Source organism: Enterobacter cloacae complex sp. IR5412 (genome assembly GCF_049237385.1).
Classification (GTDB): domain Bacteria; phylum Pseudomonadota; class Gammaproteobacteria; order Enterobacterales; family Enterobacteriaceae; genus Enterobacter; species Enterobacter intestinihominis.
On the sequence record NZ_JBMKHQ010000001.1, the window covers coordinates 487,186 to 506,668 of the forward strand.

The window sequence follows — 19,483 nt, forward strand, 5'->3', positions numbered from 1 at the left end:
TGACGATGGGCGCTTATCTTATCCGCAGGCTGCTGCTGGTTATCCCGACGCTATGGGCCATCATTACCATTAACTTTTTTATCGTGCAGATTGCCCCCGGCGGCCCGGTGGACCAGGCGATTGCGGCCATAGAATTTGGTCACGCTGGCGGCATGCCGGGCGGCGGCGGTGAAGGAATGGGGGCCAGCCATGCCCGGACGGGCGTGGGCAATATCAGCGAAAGCCACTACCGGGGCGGTCGGGGACTGGATCCGGAGGTGATTGCCGAGATCACCCATCGCTATGGTTTTGACAAGCCGCTGCACGAGCGTTATTTCAGGATGCTCTGGGATTATGTCCGTTTCGATTTTGGCGACAGCCTGTTTCGCAGCGCCTCGGTGCTAACCCTGATCAAGCAAAGCCTTCCGGTTTCCATCACGCTCGGACTGTGGGGGACGCTGATTATTTATCTGGTCTCCATTCCGCTGGGGATCCGCAAAGCGGTCTACAACGGTAGCCGTTTTGATATCTGGAGCAGCACGTTCATTATCATCGGCTACGCTATCCCGGCGTTTCTGTTTGCCGTGCTGCTGATTGTCTTTTTCGCTGGCGGCAGTTATTTCGACCTCTTCCCGCTGCGCGGGCTGGTCTCTGCGGATTTCAGCACGTTGCCGTGGTATCAGAAAATCACCGATTACTTCTGGCACATCACGCTTCCGGTGCTGGCGACGGTTATCGGCGGTTTTGCGGCGCTTACGATGCTGACCAAAAATGCCTTTCTTGATGAGATCCGCAAACAGTACGTCGTCACCGCGCGCGCCAAAGGCGTCGGTGAAAAGCAGATTATGTGGAAGCACGTTTTTCGTAACGCCATGCTGCTGGTGATTGCCGGTTTTCCCGCCACGTTCATCAGTATGTTTTTTACCGGCTCTCTGCTGATAGAAGTGATGTTCTCTCTCAACGGTTTAGGGCTGCTCGGCTATGAGGCCACCGTCTCCCGTGATTACCCGGTGATGTTTGGCACACTGTACATTTTCACCCTGATCGGCCTGCTGCTGAATATCATCAGCGATATCAGCTATACGCTGGTCGATCCCCGTATCGATTTTGAGGGCCGCTGATGTTGCGTTTAAGCCCCGTCAATCAGGCCCGCTGGGCGCGCTTTCGCCACAACCGTCGCGGCTACTGGTCGCTGTGGATCTTCGCCGTCCTGTTCGCCTTAAGTCTGTGTTCCGAACTGATTGCCAACGATAAACCCCTGCTGGTGCATTTCAAAGATCGCTGGTACGTGCCGGTGCTTACTACCTATAGCGAAAGCGATTTTGGCGGTCCGTTTGCGACGCCAGCCGAGTATCAGGATCCCTGGTTACGTGAACAGATCGCGCAGCACGGCTGGGCGCTTTGGGCACCGATTCGCTTTGGCGCGAACAGTATTAACTACGCCACGTCCACCCCCTTCCCTTCCCCGCCTTCCTCGCAGAACTGGCTGGGAACGGACGCCAACGGCGGCGATGTGCTGGCGCGCATCCTCTATGGCACCCGCATCTCGCTCCTGTTTGGGCTGCTTCTGACGCTCTTTAGCAGCGTGATGGGCGTCGTGGCGGGCGCCGTGCAGGGCTATTACGGTGGAAAAATCGATTTGTGGGGGCAGCGCGTAATTGAAGTCTGGTCCGGTATGCCGACGCTGTTTCTGATTATCCTGCTGTCCAGCGTAGTACAGCCTGGCTTCTGGTGGCTGTTAGGCATCACCGTCCTGTTCGGCTGGATGGCACTGGTCGGCGTGGTGCGCGCGGAGTTTCTGCGCACGCGAAATTACGATTATATTCGCGCCGCGCAGGCATTAGGCGTGAGCGATCGCGCAATTATCTTCCGTCACATGCTTCCCAATGCGGTGGTGGCGACCCTCACCTTCCTGCCGTTTATTTTGTGTAGCTCCATTACCACCCTGACGTCGCTTGATTTTCTTGGTTTCGGTTTGCCGCTGGGCTCACCGTCTCTTGGCGAACTGCTGTTGCAGGGCAAAAACAACCTCCAGGCCCCCTGGCTGGGCATCGCCGCATTCCTCTCCGTGGCGGTGCTGCTTTCCCTGCTGATTTTTATTGGCGAAGCCGTGCGCGATGCCTTCGATCCCAACAAGGCGGTATGACATGACCCGGCCTCTTCTGAGCATAGAAAATCTGTCGATTGCGTTTTCAAAACAGGGCGAATCTCGCCCGGTGGTGACGGATTTATCGTTGCAGATCCAGCGCGGAGAGACGCTGGCGCTGGTCGGGGAATCCGGCTCCGGTAAGAGCGTTTCGGCACTGTCGGTGCTGCGCCTGCTCCCTTCCCCGCCGGTCAGCTATCCGCACGGGGATATTCTGTTCCATGGACAATCCCTGCTGAACGCTGATGAGCAAACCCTGCGCGGCATTCGTGGCAATAAGATTGCCATGATTTTTCAGGAGCCGATGGTGTCGCTCAATCCATTGCATACGCTGGAAAAACAGCTCTATGAAGTGCTGTCACTTCATCGGGGAATGCGTAAAGAGGCAGCGCGGGGGGAAATTCTGGACTGCCTTGAACGCACCGGCATTCGTAATGCGGCGAAACGGCTGAACGATTTCCCGCATCAGCTTTCCGGCGGCGAGCGCCAGCGCGTGATGATCGCGATGGCGCTGCTGACGCGCCCCGAACTGTTGATTGCGGATGAACCCACCACCGCGCTGGACGTCACGGTGCAGGCGCAAATTCTGCAACTGCTGCGCGAACTGCGCGACGAGCTGAACATGAGCCTGCTGTTTATTACGCATAACCTGGGCATCGTGAAAAAGCTCGCTGACGCGGTGGCCGTGATGCAAAATGGCCGCTGCGTCGAACAGAACAGGGCAACTGCCCTGCTGAGCGCGCCTCAGCACCCGTATACACAGCGCCTGCTCGATAGCGAACCCTCTGGCGACCCGGTTCCGCTTAACGCTGACAGCGCACCGTTGCTGAAGGTTGAGGACCTGTCGGTGTCATTCCCGATCCGCAAAGGCATTTTGCGTCGCGTGGTCGATCACAATCATGTTCTGAAAAACATGAGCTTCTCTCTGCGTCCGGGCGAGTCGCTTGGGCTTGTGGGCGAATCCGGTTCGGGCAAAAGCACCACCGGCCTGGCGCTGCTGCGCCTGATCGCCTCGCAGGGAAGCATTCTCTTTGACGGCATGCCGCTGCAAAACCTGAGCCGCCGCCAAATGCTGCCCGTCCGCCCGCGGATGCAGGTGGTCTTTCAGGATCCGAACTCTTCGCTGAACCCGCGGCTGAGCGTATTGCAGATTATTGAAGAGGGCCTGCGCGTTCATCAGCCCGCGCTGACGGCACAACAGCGTGAAATCGACGTTAAGCGGGTGATGGCGGAAGTGGGTTTAGATCCCGAGACCCGGCACCGGTATCCGGCTGAGTTTTCCGGCGGACAGCGCCAGCGTATAGCGATTGCCCGCGCGTTGATCCTGAAACCGGAGCTGATCGTGCTGGACGAGCCTACCTCTTCACTGGACCGCACCGTGCAGGCGCAAATTCTGGCGCTGCTGAAGGGGCTACAGGAAAAGCATCGGCTGGCCTATATCTTTATCAGCCACGATTTACAGGTGGTGCGTGCGCTTTGCCATCAGGTGGTGGTATTGCGGCAGGGAGAAGTCGTTGAGCAGGGAGAGTGCCAGCGCGTATTCACTGCGCCTGCGCAGGATTACACGCGCCAGCTATTGTCCGCTGACTAGCACTCAGAAAGGATATTGACCGGAGAACGGTTCGGCAATCGCCACGCCGAAGTTTTTCAGACGGCAGGTCGCAGCAAATTCATCCTGGCTGTTAACAAACAGGCACGGCTCACCTTCGCATTCCAGCACGGAGCTGTCTACTTCGATGTCCGTCAGCGCCTGGCTGAGACGTTCCATAACCGGCCACGCATTTTCATCGCTCGGGCTAAGCAGCTTGAGCGCCACCAGACAATTATCCTCCCCGGCAACGCTTTGCGGAATCGGTTCAACTTTCGAACCTGCAAAACCCGTCGACCAGCGATAGCTCTGGGGCAAGCGATGGACAATGGAGAGTTGTAATGTATTCACGTTCAGATCCCCGGAAGCAAATTTACTTCACAATTTATTTACATTTATAGTAACACATCATCGCCAACCTGCACTGTTTAGCGGATTTTATAGGCGTTGCAGGCTCGCGTCGGCGCTATATGTACCCGTTTCTGCGATCTAACTCAACCTTTTTAAATACAATGATGTGACTTTTTACATAAATAGATTTTACATAAAAGAAACAAACACCGGGTAAACGAACCGAGGGTTGGTTGATATGGGTCAACAAAAAGGCCCGTTTCGGGCCTTAAGTGCTCATTTATGCGCCGTCTTACGGGGCCGGCTGGCGTAAAGATAGAAGAGGATGGAGCAAGTCGCGCAGAGGGCAATCGCCCACAGCATCGGCCAGGCAGTATTAAACGTCGCCATTGAGAGCAGCGCCCCGACAATCGCGCCAATCCCGAAACGGAACGTCCCTGCCAGCGACGAGGCGGTGCCCGCCATATGCGGGAATTCGTCGAGGATCACCGCCATCGCGTTGGATGAGACCATCGAGACGCAGCCAACAAACGCCGCCACGCCCATCACCAGCGCCCAAAAACCGACGCCCAACAATGCGCTCAATACCAGCCAGATAGCCATCACGAACTGGATCCACAGCCCGGCGCGGAACATATTCAGCGCCCCGACCCGCCGGACAAAGCGGCTGTTGATAATGGTCATCACAAACAGGAACACGATATTCAGCGCGAAGTAGTAACCAAAGTGCTGGGGTGACACATGGTTCAGTTCGATGTACACAAACGGCCCCGCGCTCAGGAACGAAAACATCCCGGCAAAGCTAAAGCCGCTGGCCAGCATATAGCTCAGCACGCGCTTATGGCGAAACAGCGAGGCAAAGTTGCCAAGCGTGGTGCGGACGTGAAACTTCTGACGGCGCTCGACCGGCAGCGTTTCATCGATAAAGACGAAGATCATCACCGAGGCCAGCAGCGCGGCAATCGCCAGGATCCAGAAAATCGCATGCCAGCTGAACCACACCAGCACCGCCCCGCCCACCATGGGGGCGACCAGCGGCGCAATGGTTGTGACCAGCATGACGAACGACATCATGCGTGAGAACTCTTCCTTCGGGTAGATGTCGCGCATCAGCGCGTTAATCACCACGCTTGCCGCAGCCGCAGCCAGGCCATGGAAGAAACGCATCACGATCAGCTGATCGATACTCTGCGCCAGCGCGCAGGCCACCGCCGCCGCGGCAAATATCAACGTCCCGCCCAGAATAACGGGTTTGCGCCCCAGGCTGTCTGCCATTGGGCCATAAAAGAGCTGGCCGAGCGCAAAACCAAGAATGTAGGTGCTGAGCGTCATCTGTGCGCTGCCTGCCGGTACGCCAAACTGCGCGGAAATCACCGGCAGCGCGGGCAGATACATATCGATAGACAGCGGCATCAGCATGGCCAACAGGCCAAGGATAAATACGATTTTAAACGACGAGTGTGGCCTGGTGGTCACAGGGTTCTCCTGAATTTAGCGTGAAAGCAGCCCGACGCTGGCAATCTCTTCTTCCGTCAGCGGACGATATTCCCTTGGCGCCAGGTCTGGATCGAGTTCAATCGCGCCGATACGTTCACGATGCAGCCCCACAACGTGGTTGCCCACGGCGGCAAACATCCGTTTCACCTGGTGGTAGCGGCCTTCACTGATGGTCAGACGGACGTCCGTTGGGGTAATGACTTCCAGCACCGCCGGTTTGGTCAGATCTTTTTCATTATGTAGCTGAACGCCTTTTGCGAATTGCTCTGCCGTGTCATCCGAGACCGGCGACTCAAGTGTCACCCGATAGGTTTTCTCACAGTGATGGCGCGGGGAGGTGATGCGGTGCGACCACTGACCGTCATCGGTCATCAGCACCAGGCCGGTGGTATCAATATCCAGTCGCCCTGCCGCATGCAGCTTGTGCGCCACAGGTTCGTCGAGGAAGTAGAGCACCGTCGGGTGATCCGGATCGTCCGTTGAACAGACGTAACCTTCCGGTTTGTTGAGCATGAAGTAGCGCGGGCCATTCTGCTGGGTCAGCGGGTTGCCGTCATACTCCACCTGGTGGTCAGGCTGGAGTTTAAAAGCGCTGTCTTTCACAATGTCGCCGTCCACGGTTACGCGGCTGGCGCGAATTTCACGCCCGGCAATAGCGCGGCTTACGCCGAGTTGCTGAGCGATAAACTTATCAAGTCGCATGAAATCTTTTTAGCCTTAATGGTGCTGGAAGTCGGACTACGCGTCCGAAAAAGAAGCAGTCAGAAACAGTTCAGTATAATGGTCTGGTTGCGCCACTCAAGGGAAAAAGTTTCGTGGCATACTATATGCGAGTTAACTGAATAGAGAAGCCATGACGTTCACACTACGCCCCTATCAGCAAGAAGCCGTTGATGCCACCCTCGCCTGGTTTCGCAAGCACCGGGAACCCGCCGCCATCGTGCTCCCGACCGGAGCCGGTAAAAGCCTGGTGATTGCCGAACTGGCGCGCCTGGCTCGCGGGCGCGTGCTGGTGCTGGCGCACGTAAAAGAGCTGGTGGCGCAAAACCACGCCAAATATTGCGCGCTCGGCCTGGAGGCCGATATTTTTGCCGCCGGGCTGAAGCGCAAAGAGAGCCACGGGAAAGTGGTGTTTGGCAGCGTACAGTCCGTTGCGCGCAACCTGGACCTGTTTCGCAGCGAGTTTTCCCTGCTGATTGTCGATGAGTGTCACCGCATCAGCGATGACGACGACAGCCAGTATCAGCAAATCCTCACTCATCTGAGAGAGGTGAACCCTCACTTACGCCTGCTTGGCCTGACCGCCACGCCATTTCGTCTGGGCAAGGGCTGGATTTATCAGTTTCATTATCACGGCATGGTGCGTGGCGATGAAAAGGCCCTGTTCCGCGACTGTATCTATGAGCTTCCGCTGCGCTACATGATCAAGCATGGCTATCTGACGCCACCGGAGCGGCTGGATATGCCGGTCGTGCAGTACGATTTCAGCCGCTTACAGGCGCAGAGCAACGGGCTGTTCAGCGAGGCGGATCTTAACCATGAGCTGAAAATACAGAAGCGGATCACGCCGCATATCATCAGCCAGATTGAAGAGTTTGCGCAAATGCGCAAAGGGGTGATGATTTTTGCTGCTACCGTCGAACACGCGCGCGAAATCACGGGGCTTCTGCCCACCAACGACGCGGCGTTAATTACCGGTGAAACCCCCGGGCCGGAGCGCGACAGCCTGATTGAGGCTTTCAAAGCCCAGCAGTTCCGCTACCTGGTGAATGTCTCCGTATTAACCACCGGGTTTGACGCACCGCACGTTGACCTGATTGCGATTCTTCGCCCGACCGAATCCGTCAGCCTGTACCAGCAGATTGTCGGCCGTGGCCTGCGCCTGGCACCGGGCAAAACCGACTGTCTGATCCTCGATTATGCCGGTAATCCGCACGATCTCTACTCCCCGGAAGTGGGCACGCCAAAAGGCAAGAGCGACAACGTGCCGGTACAGGTGTTTTGTCCGGCCTGCGGGTTTGCCAACACTTTCTGGGGCAAAACTACCGCCGACGGCACGCTGATCGAACATTTTGGCCGCCGCTGTCAGGGCTGGTTTGAAGACGATGAAGGCCATCGCGAACAGTGTGATTTCCGCTTCCGCTTCAAAAACTGCCCGCAGTGCAACGCCGAGAACGATATCGCTGCCCGCCGCTGTCGGGAGTGTGACACGGTGTTGGTCGACCCGGATGACATGCTGAAAGCGGCGCTGAAACTGAAAGATGCGCTGGTGCTGCGCTGTTCCGGCATGGTCTTACAGCCCGGTGCGGATGAAAAAGGCGAGTGGCTAAAGATTACCTATTACGACGAGGACGGCGCAGACGTCAGCGAGCGGTTCAGGGTCCAGACGCCCGCCCAGCGCACCGCGTTCGAACAGCTCTTTATCCGCCCGCATACCCGCACGCCCGGCGTGCCGCTGCGCTGGATAACCGTTGCCGATATCGTGCGCCAGCAGGCGCTGCTGCGCCATCCTGATTTTGTTGTCGCCCGTAAAAAAGGGCAGTTCTGGCAGGTGCGTGAGAAGGTCTTTGACTATGAAGGACGCTTTCGCCGGGCAAACGAATTGCGCGGTTAACGGGACTTTTCGTTGATGCGCGAGCCATTTGAGTATAAAATGCCGCCCGCTTCACATCCGTGAGGCAGAACACTCACCTGCTGCTGGGTCGCCTGTAGCAGGGTTTTAAATACAGAGAGAAATCAATGTTCACTATCGAAGCAGAAGTACGTAACGTGCAGGGTAAGGGTGCGAGCCGCCGCCTGCGTAACGCTAACAAGTTCCCGGCTATCGTTTACGGTGGCGAAGCTGCTCCAGTTGCAATCGAACTGGATCACGACAAAGTGTGGAACATGCAGAATAAAGCTGAATTCTACAGCGAAGTTCTGACCATCGTTGTTGGCGGTAAAGAAGAAAAAGTGAAAGTTCAGGCTGTTCAGCGTCACCCGTTCAAGCCAAAACTGTCTCACATCGACTTCGTTCGCGCGTAATCGCAAACCAGTCGAGAAAAACCCCGCTTCTGCGGGGTTTTTTTATGGCCGCTACTTACCGCCTGAGGTGCGACGCTGGAGCTGATCGCGCAGATTCGGCGGCGTGCCTTTAATGGTCAGCGTGTCGGTCGCCGGATCCCAGAAGATACGTTCCCCGAGCAGCATGGCATCAAAGTTAATGGTTAACCCACCGCCGCTACCGGCAAATTTCGTCAGCTGACGCAGCGTACTGCGATCCGCCGGGAAGCTCTCTTCCAGCTCATAGCCTTTTTCTGCGGTAAATTCCTGGAAGCTGACTTCGCTGACGCCCGCCAGCTCTTTGGACAGCGACTCCAGCTCAATCTCTTCCCCGGCCTGTAACTGCTCGTTACAGTAGCTGTAAACCTGCTGACGCACGGTCTGACGCTCAGATTTATCCAGCTGCGCCTCAGCGGTAAAGTCATCCACCGCCTGGAGCAGACCTTTGTTCTGCGCTTTGGCGTTCAGCCCTTCACTGGCACCGAGGAAGTCCATAAAGAAATCGGCCACTTTGCGGCCCACGCGGCCTTTAAGGAAGGTCAGGTAGCGCGTCGATTCCGGATTGGTTTCCCATTCAGTTAAATCAATACGCGCCACAATATCCGCATGGTTGATATCCAGATAGTGCGTTGAGCTGATATCCAACTGCTCGTTCACACGCATGCTGCTTAAATTATTCAGCACGGTGACCAGCAGATACTCTACCGCCAGATAGCGGTAGTGGCAGAACAGGACGATACCGCCATCGGCGAAGGGATATTTCGCCAGTTCGTCACGAAGACGGCCGGTTGCAGCGCGGCTGAATGCCAGGAAATCCTCTTCGCCCTGACGTTGCAGGCGCAGGCTATCCGCCAGCTCGCTCTCTTCGCTGAACAAGCCATAGGCTTTATTTTTCGCGCTGTAGACGCGATGCAACTCCGCCATCATCTCGACAACGGTAGGCGTTGGTTCCAGTAACGAATCGCGTAGCACCACTTCAAGGGTTTGCTCATCACGCTTGATAAGCTGGTGCAAGGCAATCTGGTTGATTTCCAGACTCATGATAAACTCTCCTTTTAGACCGGGCGGTATTCAACCACCACCAACGCATGTGTGCAACAGAAGATAAAAAATGGGAAAAAAAGCTGTTGCTACGGTAATATGTCGCCCTTCTCTCAACAAACTGATTTTGATTTATGCCACAACATTCCCGCTACAGTGACGAACACGTTGAACAACTGCTCAGTGAGCTGGTCAACGTACTGGAAAAACATAAAACGCCAACCGATCTCTCCCTGATGGTTTTGGGAAATATGGTTACCAACCTGATCAATACCAGCGTTGCTCCGGCTCAGCGTCAGGCGATCGCCAAATCTTTCGCCCAGGCTTTGCAGTCATCAGTTAGCGACGACCAGGCACACTAAGGGAAACGAACAACAGTTTATGGTGACGAATCGTCAGCGCTACCGTGAAAAAGTCTCCCAGATGGTCAGCTGGGGGCACTGGTTTGCCCTGTTCAACATTCTGTTGGCGATGGTGCTCGGCTGCCGTTATCTGTTTGTGGCAGACTGGCCAACCACGTTAACCGGGCGTATCTACTCGTGGATGAGCCTTGTTGGTCACTTTAGCTTTCTGGTCTTCGCCACCTATCTGCTGATCCTGTTCCCACTGACGTTTATCGTCATGTCGCAGCGGCTGATGCGCTTCCTGTCCGCCATTCTTGCGACGGCGGGCATGACGCTGTTGCTTATCGACAGCGAAGTCTTTACCCGGTTCCACCTGCACCTGAATCCTGTCGTCTGGGAGCTGGTGATTAACCCGGATCAGAACGAGACCGCCCGCGACTGGCAGCTGATGTTTATCAGCGTGCCGATTATCCTGCTGATCGAAATGTTGTTCGCGACGTGGAGCTGGCAAAAGCTCCGCAGCCTGACCCGACGCCGACATTATGCGAAGCCCGTCGCGGCGCTCTTTTTCGCCTCATTTATCGGTTCGCACCTGATGTATATCTGGGCAGATGCGAACTTCTACCGCCCTATTACCATGCAGCGCGCGAATCTGCCGCTCTCCTATCCGATGACGGCACGTCGTTTCCTTGAAAAACACGGTCTGCTGGACGCGCAGGAGTATCAGCGTCGTCTGGTCGAACAGGGTAATCCGGAAGCGGTCAGCGTGCAGTATCCCCTGAGCGATCTGAAATATCGCGACATGGGGCGCGGTCAGAACGTGCTGCTGATTACCGTCGATGGCCTGAACTATTCTCGCTATGAGAAGCAAATGCCTGCCCTGGCTGAATTCGCTGAGAACAACATCGTATTCACTCAGCATATGAGTTCCGGTAATTCGACCGACGCGGGTATTTTCGGTCTGTTCTACGGCATTTCACCGAGTTATATGGACGGCGTGCTGTCGGCCCGTATTCCGGCTGCATTGATTACCGGGCTTAATCAGCAGGGCTACCAGCTGGGGCTGTTCGCCTCTGATGGTTTCAACAGCTCGCTGTACCGCCAGGCGCTGCTGTCTGATTTCTCACTGCCAGCCGCGCAGAGCCAGTCTGACGATCGGACTGCTGACCAGTGGATAGACTGGCTGAAGCGTTATGCACAGGAAGATAACCGCTGGTTCTCCTGGGTTGCGTTTAACGGCACAAATCTTGATGACAGCAATCAGAAAGGCTTCGCGCGCCGCTATAGCCGTGCGGCGGGTGATGTCGATGCGCAGATCGCTCGCGTGCTGACCGCCCTGCGCGACGCGGGCAAGCTGGACAATACGGTCGTCATTATCACGGCGGGGCATGGCGTGCCGCTCGGCGACGAAGCGAAGGGCATGGACTGGTCGCGCCCGAACCTGCATGTCCCGCTGGTGATCCACTGGCCGGGCACTCCCGCGCAACGCATCAATATGCTGACCGACCATAAAGACGTCATGACCACGTTAATGCAGCGGCTGCTGCACGTTAGCACGCCGGCAATTGAATACTCGCAGGGACAAGACCTCTTTAGCGCCACGCGGCGTCATAATTGGGTCACGGCTGCTGGCGAAAACACGCTGGTGGTGACCACGCCGACGCTGTCCCTTGTGCTGAACAGCAACGGCAATTACCAGACGTACAGCCTCGAAGGTGAGAAGCTGAAAGACCAGAAACCGCAGCTCAGCTTGCTGTTGCAGGTGCTGACAGACGAGAAGCGCTTTATCGCTAACTGATTATTTATGAATCAGTTAGCGTTGCTTCCCCCTTGCAATCAAAAAGGAATCGAGTAGTATTCCTTTTATGCGTCGGCACGTAGCGCAGCCTGGTAGCGCACCGTCATGGGGTGTCGGGGGTCGGAGGTTCAAATCCTCTCGTGCCGACCAAAACTACACAAAAAAACCAGCCGCTTATGGCTGTTTTTTTATTGCCTGTCTTCGCATGCACAATGCTTAGTGCTTCTCACGCCCACCGAGAAAGAAAATCCCCAGCGGAATCGCCAGCAGAACGGTGAACACCAGACTGTAAACAAAGATCATCGCTGATTGCAGGACAAACATGCTGGTTGTCCACGCAGAGAGCGGGATGTTGTACTGCTCGATCACGCCGACAATGGTTGCTCGCCCCACGCATGCAGCAGCAATCATAAACACAACCAGTAACGCCAGCAGGAACTTGCGGCCTTCAGGTGTCTTCAGTTTTTCCCGTACCATCTCTTCTCCCTTTACAGATGAATAACAATAATTAACGCGTAAAATAACACGATCTCTGCACCGACTCCACCACAGCATTAAACACCAATAAAAGAGCATAAAAGCAGTGCTTTACTCCGTTTAAAATGAAAATGTGAGTAAATTACGCCAACCATTCACATACATTATGTTAGTCTTTCCGGGATCGTTTTAACAAAAAGGAATGACAGTGAAAAACGCACCTAAATTTGCCATCGCCCTTATCGCCGCTGCGTGCGCGAGCACCAGCGCTTTCGCCAGCGAAACCCCAAAAGAGCAGCCGCTGGAAAAAGTTGCCCCGTATCCGCAAGCGGACAAAGGGATGAAGCGCCAGGTTATTCAGCTCCCGGCTCAGCAGAATGAAGGGAATTTCAAAGTCGAGCTGTTAATCGGCCAAACGCTGGAAGTGGACTGCAACCAGCATCGTCTGGGCGGCCAACTGGAAAGCAAAACACTGGAAGGCTGGGGTTATGACTACTATGTCTTCGACAAAGTAACCTCGCCAGTCTCCACCATGATGGCGTGCCCGGACGGCAAGAAAGAGAAGAAATTTATCACCGCCTATCTGGGTGATAACAGTCTGCTGCGCTATAACAGCAAGCTGCCGATTGTCGTTTATACGCCGGAAAACGTGGATGTGAAATATCGCGTATGGAAGGCGGATGAGACGGTAGGACAAGCAGTAGTTCGTTAAAAATAAGTCGGGTGGCGCTCACGCTTACCCGACCTGGAAAGGGTGCGTTCTGGTGCCCTCACCCCAACCCTCTCCCGGTGGGAGAGGGAGAAAACACGAAAAACGGTAACGGATGTTACCGTTTTGCGTTTACCTTACAGCGCGATATCCGCAACCGGCTTGTTTTCCGCCTGAGGCTTCAGCTCTGCCTGTGGCGCAGCATCCGCAGCCTGCGGTTTGACGTATTGCAGTTGCAGAACGCGACTGGTGTATTCCAGCTCTTGTTCCGTGGCGTCAACGTTACCGTTCAGCTTCGTACCGTAGGATGGAATAATGGTTTTCAGCTTCGCCTGCCATTCCGGGCTGGATACTTTGTCCTTAAACACTTTTTCCATCAGGTGTAGCATGATTGGCGCAGCGGTAGACGCCCCCGGGGATGCTCCCAGCAGCGCGGCAATAGTGCCATCCTTATCGCTTACTACTTCGGTACCCAGACGCAGCACACCGCCCTCTTTCGGATCGCGTTTGATGATCTGCACGCGCTGACCCGCCTGCCACAGACGCCAGTCTTCTTTCTTCGCCTGCGGATAGTACTCTTTCAGCGCCTCGAAGCGTTCTTCATCAGAGAGCATCACCTGGCTAATCAGGTATTTCACCAGATCGAAGTTATCCAGTCCCACGTCCATCATTGGCTTGACGTTCGACGTCGTGGTCGCGCTCAGCAGATCCCAAAGGGAACCGTTTTTCAGGAACTTGGTGGAGAATGTGGCGAACGGCCCGAACAGCACTACGCGCTTACCGTCCAGCATACGGGTGTCGATATGGGGAACGGACATCGGTGGCGCACCAACAGAAGCCTGACCGTACACTTTAGCCAGATGACGGTTAACCACTTCAGGGTTTTCCGACACCAGGAACTGGCCGCCAACCGGGAAGCCGGCGTAGTCGTCCGCTTCCGGAATACCGGACTCCTGCAACAGTTTCAGCGCCGCGCCGCCAGCACCGATAAACACGAACTTCGCCTTAATCACATGCTCGGCTTCGTTGTTTTTCAGATCGGCAACGGTCACGCTCCAGCTGTTATCCGCGTTGCGCTTGAAACCACGCACTTCGGAGCTGAGTTGCAGGTTAAAGTTCTCTTTTTTCTTCAGAGAGGCCACCAGCTGACGGGTGATTTCACCGTAGTTAACGTCAGTACCAATTTCAGTGCGGGTCGCCGCCACTTTCTGGTTCGGATCGCGGCCTTCCATAACCAGCGGCGCCCACTCTTTGATTTGAGCGTGATCTTCAGAGTATTTCATCCCGCGGAAAAGCGTGCTCTGTTGCAGGGCAGCGTAGCGCGCACGCAGGAAGTTGACGTTTTGATCGCCCCACACAAAGCTCATGTGCGGAACGGTGTTGATGAAGGAGTGCGGATTGTGCAACACACCGCTGTTCACCTGGTGAGACCAGAACTGACGTGAGATCTGGAACGCTTCGTTGATCTCTACCGCCTTCTCGATACTAATGGAACCGTCCTTTTTCTGCGGCGTATAGTTCAGTTCCATAAGTGCCGAGTGCCCCGTCCCGGCGTTATTCCAGCCGTTAGAGCTTTCCTGCGCCACGCCATCAAGGCGCTCGACCATCGTCATGGACCAGTTCGGCTCTAATTCCTGAAGATATGTGCCCAGCGTGGCGCTCATGATGCCGCCACCAATTAAAAGGACATCCGTTTCCTGCTCTTTTGGTGCGTCAGCCTTCGCCGCCAGCGAGACGGCGTTCAGCCCCACGGCCAGAGAAAAGAGCACGGCAGTCATTTTTTTCATCATTTATGCCTTAGTTGAATAGTGCTTGATGCGTAGAAATTACAGGTGAAACACGCTGCGGTGGCACGGTAGCAACTTTTAAATATTGTTTAAAGGTTACGAAATTATTGTAATTGTGAAATTTAATGATGGATTGTTTGTAGGGTTTTGGCATACAGGCTGGCACCCGACGATTTTCCTGGCTATGATGCTGCACTTTGTGATCGCGCGCACGGAAGCCTGCCCCTACCAGCGAATTGTTATGTCATTACCTCACTCGTCTGTACCCCAAGAAGGCCATGTCGCCACCGTTTTACGTTCGCCTCAACGTCTGATGCGCGAAACCCTGGCCGGCGTGATTACCGCGCTGGCGCTGATCCCGGAAGTGATTTCGTTTTCCGTGGTCGCGGGCGTGGATCCGAAAGTGAGCCTTATCGCCTCCGTGGTGCTCTGTTTCGCCCTTTCCCTGCTCGGCGGGCGTCCGGCCATGGTGACGGCGGCGGCCGGTTCCGTCGCGCTGGTGATTGGCCCGATGGTCCATCAACACGGCGTACAGTACATTCTGCCCGCGGTGGTGATGGCTGGCGTGATTCAGATCCTGTTCGGCGCGCTGGGAATGGCGCGGCTGATGCGCTTTATTCCCCAGTCGGTGATGACCGGGTTTGTTAACGCCCTTGGCATTTTGATTTTCTTTGCCCAGGTGCCCCATTTCTGGAGCCGAAGCCCGCTGATAGTGGGCCTGTTCGTGCTGACGCTGCTGATTGTGCTGTGGGTGCCACGCTATATCAAAAGCGTGCCCTCCCCGCTGATTGCCATTGTGCTGCTGACTTTGTTCACCGTCACCAGCGGGCAAATCCTGCCAACGGTAGGGGATGAAGGCTCCATGAGCGGCGGTTTGCCGGGCTTTACGCAACTGCTGGTGCCGCTTAATCTGGAAACCCTGAGCATTATCTGGCCGTGCGCGCTAAGTATCGCTTTTGTTGGCCTGCTGGAATCCTTGCTGACGGCAAAACTGGTGGATGAACTGACCGTTACCCCTTCAAGCAAGCGCCGCGAGAGCATCGGTCTGGGCGTGGGGAATATTATGGCCGGGTTCTACGGCGGCATTGCGGGCTGCGCGATGATTGGGCAGACCATCGTTAACGTGGAGATGGGGAAAGGCAGAAGCCGTATCTCCACCCTTGCGGCAGGTATCGTACTGCTGGTGCTGGTTACGGCGCTCAGCGAGGTGATGGCCAAAATCCCGATGGCGGTACTGGCGGGTATTATGGCCATTGTGGCCGTCAAGACCTTTAGCTGGCATAGCGTTCAGCCCGGAACGCTGAAAAACGCGCCGGTGGCTGAAACCGTCGTGATGCTGGTGACGGTTGTGGCAACGGTTTCCACCGGCAACCTGGCGATTGGCGTGCTGGGCGGGATTGTGATGATGTTCATCCTCCCTACCCGACTTAAGCAAAAAGCACTGGCTACAGAAGAAAAATCGTCGCCAGTCCAAGAAAAATAAAGAAACCGCCGGTATCGGTAATGGCGGTGATCATCACGCTCGACCCCACCGCGGGGTCGCGCCCCAGCCGGGTCATCGTCAATGGGATAATCACGCCCATCATCGCCGCCACCAGCAGGTTCAGCACCATCGCCAGCATCATGACCCCGCCCAGCGCCATATCATCGTACAACCACCAGGTAATGCCGCCCATGATGCCGCCCCAGACCAGGCCGTTAATCAGCGCGACGCCCATCTCCCTGAAAATCAGCCACGAAAAATTACCCGGCTGAATGTTTTCCAGCGCCAGGGCGCGAACGATCATGGTGATAGTCTGGTTGCCGGTGTTCCCGCCGATCCCCGCCACAATCGGCATCAACGACGCCAGGGCCACCAGCTGGGAAATAGTATGTTCGAAGCCGTCAATAACGCGGGACGCCACGAACGCGGTGCATAAATTGATGGCGAGCCACGCCCAGCGGGTTTTGACGGCCTTGCCGACGGAGGCATGAACATCGTCTTCGGCACTGATACCGCCAAGGGCACGCAGGTCGTTATCGGTCTCTTCATAGACCACGTCAACGATCTCATCAATGGTCAGACGCCCCATCAGCTTGCCCACCGAATCCACCACCGCCGCGCTCACCAGGTCATCACGTTCGAAGGTACGCGCGGCTTTTTCGGCATCGTCTTCCGGCGAGAAGACCATCGGCTCGGTTTCCATGACCTCACTTACCCGCTGCTGGGTGCTGTTCAGCAGGATCGTTTTAAGCTCCAGCTCCCCGAGCAGGGTTTTATCCCGCGAGGTGACGAACAGTTTATCGGTGTTGTCCGGCATACTGCCCAGGCGACGAAGATAGCGCTGCACCGTACCCAGGGTGACGTCCGGACGCACGGTGATGACGCCAAACTCCATGATCGCGCCGACGCTGTTTTTCTCGTAGTGCATCACCTGACGCACGCGCGCCCGCTCTTCGGCAGGCAGGGAAGCCAGCAGGCGTCCGGTCAGGTTGCGCGGAAGATGTTGAACGAGGTAAATCTGCTCGTCGATATCCAGCGTTTGCAGGGCGTCAAGAATGTCCCGGTCGCTCATCTCATCGATAAGGTCATCCCAGACGTTTTCCGAGGCTTCAAGCAGCACCTGACCGCGCTCATGATCCTGCACCAGCCGCCACAGGGCGTGGCGCTCCTCGGAAGGCAATGCCTCCAGGGTATCCGCCAGATCCGGAGGTGGTAAATGTGCAACCAGCGCACCTACCTCAGCAATATCGTCGGCCAGCGTGCCGACATCATATTGCTCAGCCAGGGTTAGCTTACCCAATAACGTTGACGTGACCGCTTTATCGGTCGTCAGGAGCCAGATGAGCCGCGCACGCTCCTGGTCACGCTGCCTGGCGCTGTTTTTCTTTAATACCGACATCAATCATAAATCCATTAAATGAGTTGGCGTTAAGCATAGCGCGGGGATATGTAAATAAGAATAAACGGCGGGTCGGGATGGAGAAAAAAACGGCATATATGAAAAATGAGTGTGCCGGGGGCCACCCGGCACAATTGCAATCAGGCCGTGCGCGCCACCGCGTCCCGTGACGCCGCATCGCGCTCATCGCCGGTCAGCTCGCTCAGTTTGCCGTCGCGCATCTCCAGCAGACGGTCGGCGTGAATGAAGTAGTGATCGTCATGGCTGATGGCAAAAATGGTTTTCCCCATCGCCTGCATCAGCGGCAGCAGGACCTGATAAAACTCGCGACGGAAGTGCGGGTCCTGATCGGCGGCCCATTCATCCAGCAGGATGATGTCGCGCTCTTCGGCCAGCGCCAGCAGCAGCGCCACGCGCTTCTTCTGCCCTTTCGACAGCTTGAGATTCAGGATTTTGCCATCCTGTAGCTCCAGCTTGTGTGACATTTGCAGATGCGCAAGCCACTTCTCCACCAGCGCCGGATCCGCCTGCTGCCCTTCCGGGCCCAGCAGCCGGTCGAACAGCCAGACGTCGGTAAATACCGCCGAGAAGAGCTTGCGGTAGTCCTCCGGTTTCTCCGCGCTCAGCGCTTTGCCATCCAGCAAAATTTCGCCTGATTGCGGCTGGTAGAGGCCCGTCAGCAGCATCGCCAGCGTGGATTTGCCGCTGCCGTTACCGCCGATCAGGAACAGCAGTTCGCCGCGGTGAATGGTCAGATTTATCGGCCCCACGGAGAAGGCGTTATCCTGATAGCGGAAGGTCACGTTACGCAGCTCAAGCGTTTGCCAGTTCGGAAAGGCCTGCGGGCGCGGGAACTCAGCCTTAAACGGCGCAAGGTCGAACTTCTTCAGCTTGTTGAAGGCCACCTGTGCGCTCAGCAGCGTCGGCAGTGCGCCAACGGCCGACAGCAGCGGCGTGCGTAAAAACAGCAGCGTCAGGGAGTACGTTGCCGCCACGTTGGTATCCGCCCACCCCAGGCTGTTCGCCATCCAGAACACCAGGCCAATGGCACCCAGCATCATGATGTTGGACCAGTTCACGGCGCTCAGGTGGAACGTATCGGCGCGAATAATGTGATGACGATATTCGTGCGCATCCGGGATATAGAGATGGTTGAAGATATGTTCGGCGCGCTCGCGGTTCAGCGTCAGCTCTTTGCGCCCTTCCAGCACTGTCTGATAATCGTTATAGAGCTTGTCTTCCGTTTCGCGCAGCACCGCCATGTGCTTATAGACGCGTGATACCAGCAGGAACCCGCCCCAGATGGTAATAACAATCCACAGCGCCGTTACCGCCAGCATTTTGCTGGAGAGCCAGGCGAGATAGGCTGCCGAGCCAAAGGTCAGGATGATCCCCTGCACCAGCTCCGGCAGGCGCACAAAGGCGATGGTAATGGCGCGCACATCGCTGGTCAGCCCCGCCAGCAGAGAAGCACTTCCCAGCTGTTCGATGCGTTCCACTTGAGTATCAAGGATCCGTTTGATGAACTCGCTGCGCAGACGGAAAACGAAGTGGTGGCCGAGCGCGGTCAGCGCCAGCTGTGACCCGAGCGTGACTGCCATCAGCAGCAGCAGTAAACCCAGAAATTCCGGCAGGACGGAGAGTGACGTGTCGACCATTTCGATCAAACGCACGTTAATGAAGGCAATCAGGCCGATCCCCAGCGCCGCGCTGGCAAGGCTTAGCGCCATCACCGCGATAAAAGGCCAGCGATACTGCCGCCAGACAAGAAGAAGTAGTTGCATGCAGAGCAATCCGGACAAGAAAAATCAGCCAGCAGTGTAAACTGCCTTTCACACACAT

The 19,483-nt window shown here is 56.1% G+C and carries 17 protein-coding genes and 1 tRNA gene; 10 read left to right on the plus strand and 8 right to left on the minus strand.

Features of this window, described 5'->3' with window-relative positions:
- Positions 1-5 precede the first annotated feature (5 nt).
- Genes ACOTX2_RS02350 through yejF form a run of 3 tightly spaced genes read left to right on the plus strand, consistent with a single transcriptional unit; the run spans position 6 to position 3,716 of the window.
- A complete protein-coding gene (locus tag ACOTX2_RS02350) occupies positions 6-1,100 on the plus strand; it encodes a microcin C ABC transporter permease YejB (protein WP_003859369.1) in 1,095 nt (364 codons plus the stop codon).
- On the plus strand, positions 1,100-2,125 hold the full coding sequence (locus ACOTX2_RS02355) for a microcin C ABC transporter permease (protein ID WP_045308660.1): 1,026 nt from the start codon (positions 1,100-1,102) through the stop codon (positions 2,123-2,125). Before ACOTX2_RS02350 ends, ACOTX2_RS02355 begins: the two co-directional genes overlap by 1 nt.
- Position 2,126: 1 nt before the next feature.
- A complete protein-coding gene (gene yejF, locus ACOTX2_RS02360) occupies positions 2,127-3,716 on the plus strand; it encodes a microcin C ABC transporter ATP-binding protein YejF (protein ID WP_063147703.1) in 1,590 nt (529 codons plus the stop codon).
- A gap of 3 nt (positions 3,717-3,719) precedes the next feature.
- On the opposite strand, the gene ACOTX2_RS02365 is transcribed toward yejF, so the two are convergent.
- From ACOTX2_RS02365 to rsuA, 3 genes are all read right to left on the minus strand, one after another.
- Positions 3,720-4,064 (minus strand): YejG family protein, encoded by a 345-nt coding sequence (locus tag ACOTX2_RS02365; protein ID WP_003859372.1) that lies wholly within the window; start codon positions 4,062-4,064, stop codon positions 3,720-3,722.
- A gap of 276 nt (positions 4,065-4,340) precedes the next feature.
- Positions 4,341-5,540, minus strand: a complete 1,200-nt coding sequence (locus ACOTX2_RS02370) for a Bcr/CflA family multidrug efflux MFS transporter (RefSeq protein ID WP_063147702.1) — start codon at positions 5,538-5,540, stop codon at positions 4,341-4,343.
- Positions 5,541-5,555: 15 nt separating this feature from the next.
- The gene (gene rsuA, locus ACOTX2_RS02375; RefSeq protein WP_063147701.1) at positions 5,556-6,263 is read right to left on the minus strand and encodes a 16S rRNA pseudouridine(516) synthase RsuA; all 708 of its coding nucleotides are present in this window, start codon (positions 6,261-6,263) and stop codon (positions 5,556-5,558) included.
- 151 nt (positions 6,264-6,414) lie between these two features.
- On the opposite strand from rsuA, the gene ACOTX2_RS02380 reads away from it, so the two are divergent.
- Positions 6,415-8,175 (plus strand): DEAD/DEAH box helicase, encoded by a 1,761-nt coding sequence (locus ACOTX2_RS02380; RefSeq protein ID WP_063147700.1) that lies wholly within the window; start codon positions 6,415-6,417, stop codon positions 8,173-8,175.
- Positions 8,176-8,300: 125 nt separating this feature from the next.
- Positions 8,301-8,585: a 50S ribosomal protein L25 gene (gene rplY, locus ACOTX2_RS02385; protein ID WP_022648733.1), complete on the plus strand. Its 285-nt coding sequence runs from the start codon at positions 8,301-8,303 to the stop codon at positions 8,583-8,585.
- Positions 8,586-8,636: 51 nt separating this feature from the next.
- Here the strand turns inward: rplY and yejK are convergent, their stop codons facing one another.
- Positions 8,637-9,644 (minus strand): nucleoid-associated protein YejK, encoded by a 1,008-nt coding sequence (yejK, locus tag ACOTX2_RS02390; protein ID WP_017693031.1) that lies wholly within the window; start codon positions 9,642-9,644, stop codon positions 8,637-8,639.
- Positions 9,645-9,778: 134 nt separating this feature from the next.
- Here yejK and ACOTX2_RS02395 point away from each other — a divergent pair, with 134 nt between their 5' ends.
- The 3 genes from ACOTX2_RS02395 (at position 9,779) to ACOTX2_RS02405 (ending at position 11,936) form a co-directional block, all read left to right on the plus strand.
- The gene (locus ACOTX2_RS02395; RefSeq protein WP_001135586.1) at positions 9,779-10,006 is read left to right on the plus strand and encodes a YejL family protein; all 228 of its coding nucleotides are present in this window, start codon (positions 9,779-9,781) and stop codon (positions 10,004-10,006) included.
- Positions 10,007-10,025: 19 nt separating this feature from the next.
- Positions 10,026-11,786, plus strand: a complete 1,761-nt coding sequence (yejM, locus tag ACOTX2_RS02400) for an LPS biosynthesis-modulating metalloenzyme YejM (protein WP_022648735.1) — start codon at positions 10,026-10,028, stop codon at positions 11,784-11,786.
- 73 nt (positions 11,787-11,859) lie between these two features.
- A tRNA-Pro gene (locus tag ACOTX2_RS02405) sits at positions 11,860-11,936 on the plus strand.
- A 66-nt stretch (positions 11,937-12,002) separates the two neighbouring features.
- Here the strand turns inward: ACOTX2_RS02405 and ACOTX2_RS02410 are convergent.
- On the minus strand, positions 12,003-12,263 hold the full coding sequence (locus ACOTX2_RS02410; protein WP_006811332.1) for a DUF2534 family protein: 261 nt from the start codon (positions 12,261-12,263) through the stop codon (positions 12,003-12,005).
- Positions 12,264-12,465: 202 nt separating this feature from the next.
- On the opposite strand from ACOTX2_RS02410, the gene eco reads away from it, so the two are divergent.
- Positions 12,466-12,975, plus strand: a complete 510-nt coding sequence (gene eco / locus ACOTX2_RS02415) for a serine protease inhibitor ecotin (protein WP_032622478.1) — start codon at positions 12,466-12,468, stop codon at positions 12,973-12,975.
- A gap of 134 nt (positions 12,976-13,109) precedes the next feature.
- Here eco and mqo read toward each other — a convergent pair whose 3' ends face one another.
- Positions 13,110-14,759, minus strand: coding sequence for a malate dehydrogenase (quinone) (mqo, locus tag ACOTX2_RS02420; protein ID WP_032622479.1), 1,650 nt, complete (start codon positions 14,757-14,759; stop codon positions 13,110-13,112).
- Between the two features lie 187 nt (positions 14,760-14,946).
- On the opposite strand from mqo, the gene ACOTX2_RS02425 reads away from it, so the two are divergent.
- Positions 14,947-16,242, plus strand: a complete 1,296-nt coding sequence (locus tag ACOTX2_RS02425) for a SulP family inorganic anion transporter (protein WP_063147735.1) — start codon at positions 14,947-14,949, stop codon at positions 16,240-16,242.
- Here ACOTX2_RS02425 and mgtE read toward each other — a convergent pair.
- A complete protein-coding gene (gene mgtE, locus ACOTX2_RS02430; protein ID WP_006811337.1) occupies positions 16,205-17,641 on the minus strand; it encodes a magnesium transporter in 1,437 nt (478 codons plus the stop codon). The genes ACOTX2_RS02425 and mgtE overlap by 38 nt on opposite strands.
- A gap of 140 nt (positions 17,642-17,781) precedes the next feature.
- Positions 17,782-19,425 (minus strand): multidrug ABC transporter permease/ATP-binding protein, encoded by a 1,644-nt coding sequence (locus tag ACOTX2_RS02435; RefSeq protein WP_003859392.1) that lies wholly within the window; start codon positions 19,423-19,425, stop codon positions 17,782-17,784.
- Between the last annotated feature and the right edge of the window lie 58 nt (positions 19,426-19,483).